The sequence below is a fragment of the Clostridium sp. TF11-13AC genome, from assembly GCF_003481065.1.
Lineage (GTDB): Bacteria > Bacillota > Clostridia > Lachnospirales > Lachnospiraceae > Otoolea > Otoolea fessa.
Map to the genome: position 1 here is coordinate 95,350 of NZ_QUKJ01000008.1, position 12,128 is coordinate 107,477.

Below are 12,128 nucleotides of genomic sequence, written 5' to 3' on the forward strand. Positions count from 1 at the left end.
AATGAGAACAGATAGGTCCATTTACTTATAGTATAAAAGGAGAGAAGGGGAGGATTTTAGAGATGTTCAGTGAATTTGAGAAGTTTATCTGGGTTCGCCCAAAGGGATTTTAATGGGTCAAAATCCCTTTGGTATGATACGCTTGTATACTCTCCTCTATGTGAGAGCTTTAAGAAATGAGATAGGTACGGCAAAATTTTGAGAAAGAACGTGGTAAAGAGAACATTAGGAAGAAGAACAACATGAGGAAAGGTGATTGCACATGATAGATTTGAAAAAGAATACTGTAGCAGAGTGGATGCTTAAAGAGGGATATACTGAAGTGACACCAATGGATTTTTATAGAGATATATACCCTGAAGAAGTACTCAGAGCTGATAATAAAGGATCAGCTAAAGATGAAGGAATGGGCAGGGTGCAGATAGTGGTTCATTCCACTAAAAAAGTAATGGGCAGTAATGAAAAAGGATATGCAAAACCATTCTTTAAAGACTTATCTGGGTTGAAAATGGCAATAGATAAATCAAATGAAACTTATGGATTACTAGAGGCAGCAGGTGATAAGAATTTTAGTGTTTTATGTATGCTAAATCCATGCACTTATTATGGAAAAAAGACAGAAGCTGTTTATATGTATGAGGTTCTTGCATTAGTAGTTGAAATAGATTCAATATTGGGTACTGAGGCAGCAGGTGATCCACCAGATAGGCAAGATTTCAGAGGATTGTCTAACATGTTTAAACAGATGAGGTCTGTTTATATAGCTAGAACAAACACTGTAAGAGAGCCCTTACTTCCTTCTCCAACATATATTACATGTTCAGGTCATGGAGAGCATTTATATTACTTATTTGATGAACCTGTTAGAGTGAACAGGGCATTTATTCTTGAACAGTACAATACTTTAAATAGTTATAAGCTTGCACTAATGAGGTGTATATGGAATGAAAGTTCTATGATTACCAAAAAGAAATTGGAATTGCAGTCAATCAATCAGAGATACAGGACTGTAGGTACTCCAACTAAAAATGGTTCTGTTTGTAGGGCTTTTAGGTTTGGAGATAAAGTTTCAGTTGATTACATGAACTCTTTTTGCAAAAGGCTTAAATATACAGACCCAGACACTAAGCAGCTTGTATGTGCTCCAGAGATATATAGGTTAAAACCTAAAACTGGTGGACCAACAGGAAAAACGATTAAATATCAAAAGACATATCCTAGATATGGGACTATGCACAGAGGGGCTTATGACAAGGCTTTAGAAAGAATCAAGTACTTTGCCAAAGAAGGGCTAAGATACAGAATGCTGTATTGTTTAGCTGCTACTGATCGTATGTGTAGCATTAGTGAGGATGAATTAAAGCAGGATGCATATAATTTACTGGATTTTTTAGATTCTAAAACAGAGAGTCCAGATAATAGGTTTACATCTTATGACATTCAGGAAACGGTCTTTGATGACCTGGAAACGAGGGTCGCGGCGATAGATGAGCAGCTTGCAGAGCTTCAGCAGCAGTTGGTCGACAACTCCGGTGATAGCGCGCTAGTGGATGAACTTGGAGTTCAGATTGATGACCTTCGAGGAGACCGTCAGGACATCCTTGCCGAGGCAGCAGAGCGAACCGACCTGCAGGCACGAATGAACGACATGATTTCTTTCCTGGAAGAAATGCCCGTAGCCGTTACGGAATACAGCGAAGTCCTGGCCAGAAGGCTGGTCGAAAGGATCACCATTTTCGATGAGAAGATTGTGGTGGAACTGAAATCTGGTCTCAAGATGGAAGTGGAAGAGTAAAGAAAATATGGACACAAAACGAAACCCGGAGCTAACTTTTCAGGTCAGTTCCGGGTGATTTATATTATGTGTAATCAGTATAAAATTAATATAGTCTGTAGAAAAAAGGTGGCAGTATGAACGTTTTGACGACATATTGACAATATAGCCGACATTATATAATATAGAATAATGGTGTATTGTACACTTGAGACGAATTTGAATGTGAAAGGAATAGTTATGACAGGAACAAAAGGACAATGGTTTATATCGGATGATACTAAGACGGAATGTATCACCGCTTTGGTTCCGGAACTTAAATTGTTGCGAGCGAAAGCAAATATCTCTCAAGATGATTTGGCGAAAATACTTAGCATCTCAAGGCAGACGTACTGTCAAATAGAAAATGGGAACAAAGATATGTCTTGAAATATTTATCTTTCACTAATATTTTTCTTTGAGTCTATAGAAGAAACATCAAAGTTGATTTCGTTATTTGGAATATACCCAGAGGAATTTGTTAGGCAATTTGGAGTAAATTCACAAGATAAATTATGATATGATACATAAGCGCTAAAGAGTTTTTTTACACATATAGCGTTGCTGGGAAAAATAGGCTAATGAATAAACTATGGAGGGATAGAGATGATTCAACTTCATCATGTGGCAATTGCAGTAAACGATTTTGATAAATATGTTGATTTATTTGTGCATTTAGGACTGAATATACAAAGAATTACAGGTGAAGCACCTAACAGACAGCTTTGGTTTGATGAAGGAATTCAACTGAAAGAGTCGTGCAATGATATTAGTACAGATGGCATTGATCATATAGCGTTAGGTACTGACAATCGTACCGATATTCTTAAAGCCGCGATAAGAAGCAATTGCAGTTTGATTAAGGAAAAGGATAATTGGTTTAGACTTCCTAACGGAATCTGTATCGAACTGATGGAGGATTGATGGACATGAAAGTAGTGGTGATTACGGGAAGTGGTAGACGCAGAGGCACTTCAAGTTATCTCGCTGATGAGTTTATTCGTGGTTGTATAGAAAATGGTAATGAGGTGTTTCGGTTTGATTCAGCTTTTATGAAAGTGAATCCTTGTATTGGTTGCAACAGATGCAGAAAAGAAGGAATATGTGGTTGGAAAGATGATTTTCAAACATTAGTCCCGCATCTTCTTGAAGCGGATGAAGTTGCTTTTGTAACACCTGTGTATTATATGTGCATGACAGCACAACTGAAAATGACCATAGATAGAATGTACCAACTAGAGAAAACTGATGGATTTAGAGGTGATAAGAAATTCATTGTGCTTAGTAGCGCCTGGGATTGTAATGAATCTGTTTTTGATCCTTTGATGAATACTGTGAAGAATTTTTGCAAGTTCCTCAGGTGGAATTATGGAGGATCGGTATTGGCGGCTGGAGTAGATGCAAGAGAAGAAATTGAAAGAACTTCTTATGGAAGGGACGCATATGAATTGGGAAGACAGCAATAACATTCTTAAGATTGGTATAATCGGGGCTGGATTTGCAGCAGGAGTTCACTCTAAAGCATTAAAATCAATAGATTGTTCTATAAGACAATACATATTTGATGTCAATGGTGAAGTTGCTAAGAGATTTTCAGATGAATATGACTGTAAAGTTGTAAAGACCTTAGATGATTTATTTGATTCTGTGGATGCTGTGATTATTGCCACCCCTGTTTGGACTCATTCTGATCTGGTGAGAAAAGCGTTAAATCATAACAAGCACATTCTCTGTGAAAAACCAATGGCGCAGAGTTGTGCTGAAGCTAAGGAAATGTGCAACTTAGCCGAAATAACAAATGTGATTTGTGCGGTTGGATTTAATTATAGGTTTTTTGACATTACAAAAAGCTTACAGAATGAGATAAAGAATACAACTGTTGAAGAAATACATCTTTCAGTTCGAAGATTATTTAGAAATGATTGGCGAAGGGATGAAAATAGTGTACTCTCAGATTTGGGCATTCATTTAATTGATCTGCTCTCAATTTTAAGTGGTGGGGAAATTGATGCGGATCGTTGCAAAACGCAAATGAAATACATTAATGCATGTGATTACGAATCAATTGTTAAGGGGTACACTGACAATAACATCGCATTTTGCTTAGAAGCAGCAAGAATTGATAATCCTAAAGATGTGCGGTTCTTTGTTCAAATAAAATGCGACAAGAAAATAATTGAGTATGATTCAAGAACTATGCAAATATATTCTGTTACAGAAGGCGACAAGACACACACGAAATCATTATCAAAAGAAATCAATAAAGTAGATTTTTTCGATTTTTATGATTCTATAATGTTGCAGGATAAAGAATGGGTGGCGGCTATTCGCGGTAAGAATAATTTTGTAGTTGCTTCTTTTAATGATGGCTACCAGTCTCAGATCGCTTTGGACAGATTATTTCAGTTAAATGATTCGAGGTAAAAATGAAAAAAATATTTATAGGATGTCCAATTACAAAGTATATAGATAACAATACATTTACAGATGAAATATTCAGGTGTTTTATGAAAGAAATGTATGATCTTTGTACTCATTATGCTGACGAAGTTTTTTTGGCTCTGAAACGAGAACAATATGGCAAAAACTTAATGACCGATACTTGCACAGAATTGGATTATAATGAGATGAAAACTGCTGATATTATCGTTGCAATTCCTGAAGATTCTAAAGGAACTGCAGTTGAATTAGGATGGGCTAGTGCTATGAAGAAAAAAATAGTTCTCATTCTAAATAAAGGCAAAAGATACACTCCTTTAATTTCTGGGCTTGAGGATATTACAGATACTCTTATTATTTGGTACGACAAGTCATTGAACGACCAAGTGTTACACAATGTTTCATTGGCATTAGATACATTAAGTGAAGGATTGTAAAAATTATGAACAAAATATTTATTGCTTGTCCATTTATTAAATACGTTGATGGAACAGGTTTTACTAATGAGAGTTACAAAAAATTTACAGAAGATTTATATGAATTGTGTTTGAGATTTGCACATAGTGTTTTTTTGGCACTAAAAAGAGAGGAATACGGTGCTAAGCCATTAGATGTCTATTCGTGCAAAATGGATTTAGATGAATTGATAAATTCAGATATAATCATCGCCTTGCCAGATGATTCTATGGGAGTAGCAGTAGAATTGGGGTGGGCCAGTGCGTATAATAAATTTATTGTGTTATTGTTAAACGAAAAACAAAATTATAGTGCTTTGGTGAAGAATATAACTACAATTACGCCAGGACATATTATTTGGTATAACGATGAAGGAAAAAATGCATTGCCAGAAATAGATAGTTTCTTGGAAACAATAAGGGTTAGCAAAGGTGATATCTAAAATGAATTCAAAAGTTTTGTATATAAGAGTAAATAAAAATTGCAATGCACAATGTTTGATGTGTGACTTTTGGAAAAACCCAAAGATGGAGATATCAGAAGATCAGTTTAGAAATGTATTGTCTCAATTTGAGTCTATAGAATTAGTACGTTTTACAGGTGGCGAACCGCTTCTGTGCGATCGATTGCCTCAATATATCAGAATGTGCCATGAACTAGGTATAAAAACCTCTGTTATTACTAATGGTTTGTTGTTGGAAGATAAGCTTAGCAGTTTAGTTGATAACGGTTTAAATCAAATTATCATTAGCGTTGATGGACCGCTACCTGGAGTTCACGATAGAATCCGTGGAACGGATGGCCTATTAAAGAAAATTGAAAATTCTTTGAGTCTAATTAATCGTTGTTACCCAGATTTACATACGCGTGTAAATACAGTTGTAAGTCATAATAATATTTCACAGTTATCTTTACTTGTGAACTGGTTGAAACAAAACCGAGTAGAACAGTGGTCTATTATACCTATCAAGATGGATGGATATATATGGAAAGACAAGATTGGTTTGAATGAGTTTCGCCAGTATTACGAGGAATTTCAAAGGGCAATTCTACAAACAGAAGTGAAACTATTGGGGTATTCTAGAAAATGGGCAGGAAGTATAGATGGCTTTTGGAATGGTCAATATACAATTCACTCGCAGAATAAATGCAATCTGGTAAAATATATGTCATTTTATGACCCGTTTTCAAATCATATTTTCCCTTGCAATTGTGTACCACACCGAAGTCGTGCTTTCGCTGATGTACAGGAGGAAAGAGATTGGTATTATGAGAATGGATATATGTACTGTAAAGGTTGTGAACCACTAAATGCATATTGTTCTGATTTCCCGGAAGTGGTTGAAAATGATGTTCTTGATATATAGGGAGTAATCATGAGAGTATTAGCATGTGCGGTTGGTTTTGGGTTAGGACCAAGTGGAAAACTCTGTTCTGTGGTTGAAAATAATAAACATTATGAATGGTATGCTTGTGGGGATGAGCTAGATTTATCAGTATATGATAGCAACCCGTTTCTTGACGTATGCTGGTCGAGAGACAAAAAAGAAATTCACACATTCATAGAAAGATATGATATCCACTTTGCAGTCAATGTATTGGATCCAGAGTTAGCAACTTTTCTTGAAGACATGGGGGTAAAAGTTCTTTATATTGATAGTTTATCATTTATGTGGACTGGAGCAGACTATATTCCTAATAATGTATATACTTATTGTGGACAAAAATATCCAGGTTACAAACCTAATCCTGCATTAAGTTATGTGAAGAATTATATTTGGGTTGAGCCAATTATTCCGAACTATACGACCAAAGGGCAAGAGGATTACATAGTACTTAATTTTGGCGGGCTTCATTCCCCTTTTGGAGATGGTACAGAATATTTTAATTTAATAATGGATGCGCTTATAAAAGTGGTTGGCAGCGAAAAGCTATATATTACTGGTGGGAGGAATGTTGTTGAGTTAGCAAAGAAAAACTATCCGCAATACTGTTGTAAAACATATTCACATTTAGACTTTTTAAAACTTGTGTCTGGTGCAACAAAGTTTTTTACATCGCCAGGCTTAACAACGATTTATGAGACATACGGAATGAATATCAAAACAATTATTCTTCCTCCACAAAACCTAAGCCAGTTTTATAATGTATCTGTTGCTAAAGATATTTGTAAAGAAGTTAAAGCGCTTGACTGGGAGTATGATTCTCTGAGTGTAAAAGCACTCGAACAATTTAAAGATGAACCTGAAGAAAAAACAGTTCAATACATATACGAGCAAATAAAGTCTTTATTTTACAATGCTGATTATCGAAGTGCGTTAGAATTGCGGCTACATTCTTTTATGAATGAATCCTATAAGAAAAATAGCTTTACTTCGTTTGGAACAAATGGTCTGCAGCAAATATCTGTAATATTGAAAAAAATGGTGGAGGAATTATGATTATACTTGGAGTTAATTTTTTCTTTGAACACTCATCAGTTTCGGTGATTATAGATGGAAAATTAGTTTATTCAGCAGAAGAAGAACGGTTTAGTGGCATTAAGGGCGGTAAACGATATAGCCCGTATAGTGTTCATTTTCCCTATAAAGCTATGTATTCAGCTTTAGATTATTTAGATATTAATATTAAGAATGTAGATGCAATAGCATTGTCGTATGATAAATGGGACCACATAAAGGGACTATTTGCAAAAAGATGGTCATACTACGATGATTTTTACGCACTTCGTTCTTTATTCCACACCAAAAGGATTCTATGTAGCGATTACGAAATGTTCCAGTACATGTCTGATCGTATGCTACCGGAAGATATAAAAAAGGTGCCATTATTATTTTTTAATCACCACATGTCTCATGCTGCATCTGCATATTGTTTCTCAGGATTTGATAGAAGCCTTGTTTTCGCAGCAGATTGTTGTGGTGAAAAGAGTTGTACATCGTTATACATTGGTTCACCAGATGGCTTAAAAAAGATAAAATCATTTGATATTCCGGATTCATTAGGTATTTTGTACACTGTCGTCACAAAGCATCTTGGTTTTAATTCATTTCAGGACGAGTTTAAAGTGATGGGACTTGCTTCCTATGGGAATAACACCTATTTGGAGGCTTTTAAAAACATCATCACCTTTAATGAGAAAGGCGAATATAAAATAAATGCACAGAAAATGTTTAATTTAAGTGCATATTTAGGACCAGCTCGAAAAAAAGGAGAAAAGATAAATCAGCGACATAAAGATATAGCAAAATCACTTCAAACTATTTTAGAGACAATACTAGTTAAATTGTTTACATATTATAGAAACAAAACAGGAATTACAAATCTTTGTATGGCTGGCGGAGTTGCACTAAATTGTGTGGCAAACGGCAAAATAGCGGATGAGAAAATATTCGACAGAATATTTGTTCAGCCTGCTTCAAGTGATGCCGGAAGGTCTATGGGAGCGGCTGCATTAGCGTAAAAAAAATACAGAGGGAATATGCAAATTTCTTTTGACAATATGTATTTGGGAACTGAATATAAAAATGAGATGATAGGAAAATTGATTTCTGACGCAAAACTTAAAGCCACCTTTTTGAATGATGATGAGTTGGTTGTCGAGGCTGCAAAAAGAATGGCTGATGGTCAGATTGGTGGAATTTTCAGAGGTAGAATGGAAGCTGGGCCACGTGCTCTTGGAAATCGAAGTGTAATAGCTAGTCCGGCACCGAGTGATATGTTAAAACGAATTAATAACATTAAGGGTCGAGAGATGTTTAGACCTATTGCTCCAATCGTCAAAGAAGATAGATTTGAGGATTTTTTCATTGGAGAAAAGAATCAATATATGTTGTTCACTTGTACTGTACGAGATGATAGGGCAAGTTGCATTCCTGCAGTAACACATGTAGACAAATCATCACGAGTACAGACGGTTACAAAGAAATCAAATAAGTTTGTATATTCTTTAATTGACGAATTTGAAAGAATTACAGGTCTGCCTGTGATTGTAAATACATCTTTGAATTTTAGAGGAAAACCAATTGTAGAGAACCCAACAGATGCAATTGGTAGTCTCTACTCTTCTGGATTAGATTTTTTGATTCTTGGAAATTATCTATTGGAGAAATAATATGGAACGCATATGCTATAACGAACAATACATTTATGTTATAAGAGATAGGGACTATGCTTTGTTTTATAACAATCAGAACGGGAAAATTGCCTACTCAAAATCAATGGAAACATCGGTGTACAAGGGGTACAAACAAGATAAAATAGAAATGAGGGGCGATAGAGCGGAAATGTCAGATTTTCCACTCTATCTGAACACGGTCGCTGGTGGCCTTGATCGTAGAGATCAAACCATCGGCGGCTTTTCTTTTGTCGTCAAAATCTATGCTGTCCCAGTTGTCGAGATAATAGGATAACTTCTTTATCTGCTGGGGAGATATGGTTTCAACGCTCAATTCGGCGATTGCCTTTGAAATGGTCTGGCGTCGGGTGTCCAGTTCTTCAATTTTTTTGTTGGCGTAGGCAAGCAAGGTCGCATTGGCTCCGGTCAGCGTATCCAGTAGCTTTTCAATTTCTGCCTCCACCTGTGCCAGCTCCACTTGATAGGCGGTCAGCTTCGGATTGACTTTTTCCTCTCTGCCGTGGAGTATCTGAAAGTCTTTGAACTTTTCCTGCATGGCCGAGAAAATGAATTGCTCAAATTCTTCTTTGCGGATTTTCCCGCAGCCCGGACAGCCTTTGTTTTCCGTCCGTTTGGTACAGCGGAAATATCCGGTGCTGTTTGGTACATGGGTGGCTTTCAGAGCATACCCACAATGCCCGCATTTGATTTTTCCGGCCAGCCAAGTGTTCTTCGGTTTCCGTCCCTGCTGGAAGGTGGTATTTGCCATAAGTTTTTTCCGGCATTTCAGCCATGTGTCAGAGGAAATGAGTGCTTCATGGGGAGCGATAACAAGTATCTGGTCTTTTAAGCACCTGTCCTTGTCCTCCTTCACATCCCGCCCCTGATAGAGATAGCAGCCGTTTGTCCCGGCAAAGTCGGAAGCATCATTGACAATCGCTGCGCCCTGGCTCTTGAAAAATTCGTACAGCTCCAAATCGGCCTGTGCGTAAACGGGGTTTCTTAAAAGCTGGGAAAGAAATGTACGGAACATGGATTTGCCATAAATTTTTATATCATGTTCCTCGAAGTATCGGGTAATATCTCCGAAAGAGGTTTCCGGTTCAGCGTACATTTCAAACATCAGCCGAACATGGTCGGCGGCTACGGGGTCGGCAACCATTTTCTTTGTGCGGATACCCTCTACCACAGTAGGCTCTAACTGATAACCGTATGGTGCCTGCCCGCTCATGTGGAAGCCTTTCAGGCACCGGGAATAGTAGGCGTCTGTGACACGCTTCTGAATTGTCTCACGTTCAAGCTGGGCGAATACAATGCAGATATTCAGCATGGCCCGGCCCATCGGGGTCGAAGTATCAAACTTTTCTGTGGATGATACAAACTCCACATCGTACTCTTGAAACAGCTCCATCATCGTTGCAAAGTCCAGAATAGAGCGGCTTATACGGTCCAGCTTGTACACGATGACCCGCCGAACCTTTCCCTTGCGGATCTCGCCCAGCAGCTTTTGAAACTCCGGCCTGTCCGTGTTCTTACCGGAATAGCCTTTGTCCTTGAATACCCGGCAGCTCCCACCTTTCAATTCATACTTGCAAAAGTCGATCTGACTTTCAATGCTGATACTGTCCTTGCGGTCTACTGACTGTCTTGCGTAAATACAATCTTCTCTGATAAATTCCATATTGGGCTCCTTTCCTTGTTGGAATGGAGCTACCAACCTTACAACTATATTATACCATCAGCAGCCCCGGACAACAATGTTGCGAATGATTAGGGAAATCTGTCCCCATATTTACTGAACACCTCGTAAAGACAACGCTCAATTTCTTTTTTGCGCTGTTCTTTCTCCTTCGGGGGAAGTACCGGCGTGAGGCTTTCCAGCACAATGATCTTCCCTTGAAATGCGACAGACTTTGTTTCTCGTTCATAAGTGACAGCTTGCGTCATTGAAAACCTCCTTTGCGAAAGTGCGTGTATATGCCAGCCTTTCCCACTTGTCCCGTGGGGAAATGTCAAAAGACGGCACCCAGCAGGTGCCGCCCTTTGAGCTTTCTCCACTTCGGGTCAATGTGGCCCGAGGTCAGTAAGGACTGGAAAGGTACTTTTCTTTGGCGTCCTCCACGCTGTTGAGGTCGAATACTTCATAAAGCTGCCCCACAACACGCCGTATATCCTTCTTTGAAAATCCGCAGTCCTCCATTGCCATAATGACATAACCACGGCAGGCGTCATTGCTCCATTCGTCCGGTTCCAAGCCGGGGATCATTCCAAACGCATTTCCCATAAAGTGCTCCTTTTTTGAAAAGATGGGGAGCCACGCCGGATTGGTTGGCCTATCATCAGACAGCATTGCCGGGGGCTCCCCATAGGTTTTCACTTCATTTCAGACACACCGGACGGGCATAGGCTTCATGCCCCATAGTATTTCAACTCTCCCCATTCTGATGGCAAGGCGTTCTCATTGCCTGCGACGGCTCACGGCTTGCAAGGCCGCTTCAACGCTCGGACTGTGACTAAACGCAAGTATCCGGGTTCTGCGCCTGTTCCGGTGGAGCCAGCCTTGCCCCACCTATGGCATGGACCTGTTCGCTCGCTCAGTTTTACAAAGACTGTATTCTCTGAAATCCGAGGTCATGGCGGGTCTGTCACACAGCGCGTTCCCCTTCGTATCCGGGTGTCTTTTTATTCAATTTTCAATCTGCATGAGGCTTGTCTGAACCTCGGGCCATTGTGACCCGAAGTGTTTTGCCTCTCATAAGCCATTTCATTTTCCGGCCTAAATCGGTACGCCTTACAAAGAATTTTTCAAAATTTTTTCTAAGCGCCGCAGACCTCGCTCGATTGCGACACGAACCACTTTTTCATGGACGCCCTCTGCCCGGGCAATGTCCTGTTTGGTCATGCCGAGAATGAAATGAGCATAAATCCGTTTTGCCTGTTTGTCCGGCAAACTGGAAATCGCTGCGTGAAGCTCCTGCATGGTCACTTTCCGCTCATACAGTTCATGGGGCGATAAGGCGACAAAGACAGCTTCGTGCTCCAGCCCGTCGTCCCGATCAAGGGAATAGTAGGCTTTGTGGCGGTATGTACGCAGCCGATAAGCAGCCTCTTTACGCTCAAACTCTTTGAACATTTCTGCAACTTCTTCCGATACTTCCATGAAGCAATCCGATGTATAAAATGGGTAATAGTCCCGCAAATTGATAATAGCCATATTGACCTCCGTTTCGGTTGTTGGTTGACGAGTGACCGAAACGAAGGCGGCGGGGAGCGGCACCGGGGAATGACTTCGGGCCAACATGA

Annotated in this window: 14 protein-coding genes; 10 read left to right on the top strand and 4 right to left on the bottom strand. The window is 39.1% G+C overall.

Features of this window, described 5'->3' with window-relative positions:
* The first annotated feature begins 262 nt into the window (after nt 1–262).
* From DXD12_RS13620 to DXD12_RS13670, 10 genes are all read left to right on the top strand, one after another.
* Nucleotides 263–1,795: a hypothetical protein gene (locus tag DXD12_RS13620; RefSeq protein WP_118638529.1), complete on the top strand. Its 1,533-nt coding sequence runs from the start codon at nt 263–265 to the stop codon at nt 1,793–1,795.
* A 624-nt stretch (nt 1,796–2,419) separates the two neighbouring features.
* The gene (locus DXD12_RS13630) at nt 2,420–2,737 is read left to right on the top strand and encodes a hypothetical protein (protein WP_118638531.1); all 318 of its coding nucleotides are present in this window, start codon (nt 2,420–2,422) and stop codon (nt 2,735–2,737) included.
* Nucleotides 2,738–2,742: 5 nt separating this feature from the next.
* The gene (locus DXD12_RS13635) at nt 2,743–3,279 is read left to right on the top strand and encodes a flavodoxin family protein (RefSeq protein WP_182457092.1); all 537 of its coding nucleotides are present in this window, start codon (nt 2,743–2,745) and stop codon (nt 3,277–3,279) included.
* Nucleotides 3,257–4,237 carry a Gfo/Idh/MocA family oxidoreductase gene (locus DXD12_RS13640; RefSeq protein ID WP_182457093.1) on the top strand — a complete coding sequence of 327 codons (981 nt, stop codon included), beginning with the start codon at nt 3,257–3,259 and terminating at the stop codon, nt 4,235–4,237. Before DXD12_RS13635 ends, DXD12_RS13640 begins: the two co-directional genes overlap by 23 nt.
* A 2-nt stretch (nt 4,238–4,239) precedes the next feature.
* Nucleotides 4,240–4,689 carry a nucleoside 2-deoxyribosyltransferase gene (locus DXD12_RS13645; RefSeq protein WP_118638534.1) on the top strand — a complete coding sequence of 150 codons (450 nt, stop codon included), beginning with the start codon at nt 4,240–4,242 and terminating at the stop codon, nt 4,687–4,689.
* 5 nt (nt 4,690–4,694) lie between these two features.
* Nucleotides 4,695–5,150 (top strand): nucleoside 2-deoxyribosyltransferase, encoded by a 456-nt coding sequence (locus DXD12_RS13650; RefSeq protein WP_118638535.1) that lies wholly within the window; start codon nt 4,695–4,697, stop codon nt 5,148–5,150.
* A 1-nt stretch (nt 5,151) separates the two neighbouring features.
* A complete protein-coding gene (locus DXD12_RS13655) occupies nt 5,152–6,075 on the top strand; it encodes a radical SAM protein (protein WP_118638536.1) in 924 nt (307 codons plus the stop codon).
* A gap of 9 nt (nt 6,076–6,084) precedes the next feature.
* On the top strand, nt 6,085–7,149 hold the full coding sequence (locus DXD12_RS13660; protein ID WP_118638537.1) for a hypothetical protein: 1,065 nt from the start codon (nt 6,085–6,087) through the stop codon (nt 7,147–7,149).
* Entirely contained in the window at nt 7,146–8,171 is a 1,026-nt protein-coding gene (locus DXD12_RS13665) for a carbamoyltransferase N-terminal domain-containing protein (protein WP_118638538.1), read from the top strand. The genes DXD12_RS13660 and DXD12_RS13665 overlap by 4 nt, the downstream gene beginning before the upstream one ends.
* Before the next feature lie 18 nt (nt 8,172–8,189).
* On the top strand, nt 8,190–8,822 hold the full coding sequence (locus DXD12_RS13670) for a carbamoyltransferase C-terminal domain-containing protein (protein ID WP_118638539.1): 633 nt from the start codon (nt 8,190–8,192) through the stop codon (nt 8,820–8,822).
* A gap of 175 nt (nt 8,823–8,997) precedes the next feature.
* Here the strand turns inward: DXD12_RS13670 and DXD12_RS13675 are convergent, their stop codons facing one another.
* The 4 genes from DXD12_RS13675 to DXD12_RS13685 form a co-directional block, all read right to left on the bottom strand.
* Nucleotides 8,998–10,506, bottom strand: a complete 1,509-nt coding sequence (locus tag DXD12_RS13675; protein ID WP_005927564.1) for a recombinase family protein — start codon at nt 10,504–10,506, stop codon at nt 8,998–9,000.
* Between the two features lie 89 nt (nt 10,507–10,595).
* Nucleotides 10,596–10,772 carry a hypothetical protein gene (locus DXD12_RS15385; protein WP_015553872.1) on the bottom strand — a complete coding sequence of 59 codons (177 nt, stop codon included), beginning with the start codon at nt 10,770–10,772 and terminating at the stop codon, nt 10,596–10,598.
* A 133-nt stretch (nt 10,773–10,905) separates the two neighbouring features.
* A complete protein-coding gene (locus DXD12_RS13680; protein ID WP_117851693.1) occupies nt 10,906–11,109 on the bottom strand; it encodes a hypothetical protein in 204 nt (67 codons plus the stop codon).
* A 507-nt stretch (nt 11,110–11,616) separates the two neighbouring features.
* Entirely contained in the window at nt 11,617–12,039 is a 423-nt protein-coding gene (locus DXD12_RS13685) for a sigma factor-like helix-turn-helix DNA-binding protein (protein WP_015564337.1), read from the bottom strand.
* Nucleotides 12,040–12,128 lie beyond the last annotated feature (89 nt).

Bases quoted from the DNA above. Each gene is read 5' to 3' on its own strand.
- DXD12_RS13650 (WP_118638535.1), top strand. From the start codon at position 4,695: ATGAACAAAATATTTATTGCTTGTCCATTTATTAAATACGTTGATGGA.
- DXD12_RS13635 (WP_182457092.1), top strand. From the start codon at position 2,743: ATGAAAGTAGTGGTGATTACGGGAAGTGGTAGACGCAGAGGCACTTCA.
- DXD12_RS13640 (WP_182457093.1), top strand. From the start codon at position 3,257: ATGAATTGGGAAGACAGCAATAACATTCTTAAGATTGGTATAATCGGG.
- DXD12_RS13655 (WP_118638536.1), top strand. From the start codon at position 5,152: ATGAATTCAAAAGTTTTGTATATAAGAGTAAATAAAAATTGCAATGCA.
- DXD12_RS13645 (WP_118638534.1), top strand. From the start codon at position 4,240: ATGAAAAAAATATTTATAGGATGTCCAATTACAAAGTATATAGATAAC.
- DXD12_RS13620 (WP_118638529.1), top strand. From the start codon at position 263: ATGATAGATTTGAAAAAGAATACTGTAGCAGAGTGGATGCTTAAAGAG.
- DXD12_RS13685 (WP_015564337.1), bottom strand. From the start codon at position 12,039: ATGGCTATTATCAATTTGCGGGACTATTACCCATTTTATACATCGGAT.
- DXD12_RS13680 (WP_117851693.1), bottom strand. From the start codon at position 11,109: ATGGGAAATGCGTTTGGAATGATCCCCGGCTTGGAACCGGACGAATGG.
- DXD12_RS15385 (WP_015553872.1), bottom strand. From the start codon at position 10,772: ATGACGCAAGCTGTCACTTATGAACGAGAAACAAAGTCTGTCGCATTT.
- DXD12_RS13675 (WP_005927564.1), bottom strand. From the start codon at position 10,506: ATGGAATTTATCAGAGAAGATTGTATTTACGCAAGACAGTCAGTAGAC.
- DXD12_RS13665 (WP_118638538.1), top strand. From the start codon at position 7,146: ATGATTATACTTGGAGTTAATTTTTTCTTTGAACACTCATCAGTTTCG.
- DXD12_RS13670 (WP_118638539.1), top strand. From the start codon at position 8,190: ATGCAAATTTCTTTTGACAATATGTATTTGGGAACTGAATATAAAAAT.
- DXD12_RS13630 (WP_118638531.1), top strand. From the start codon at position 2,420: ATGATTCAACTTCATCATGTGGCAATTGCAGTAAACGATTTTGATAAA.
- DXD12_RS13660 (WP_118638537.1), top strand. From the start codon at position 6,085: ATGAGAGTATTAGCATGTGCGGTTGGTTTTGGGTTAGGACCAAGTGGA.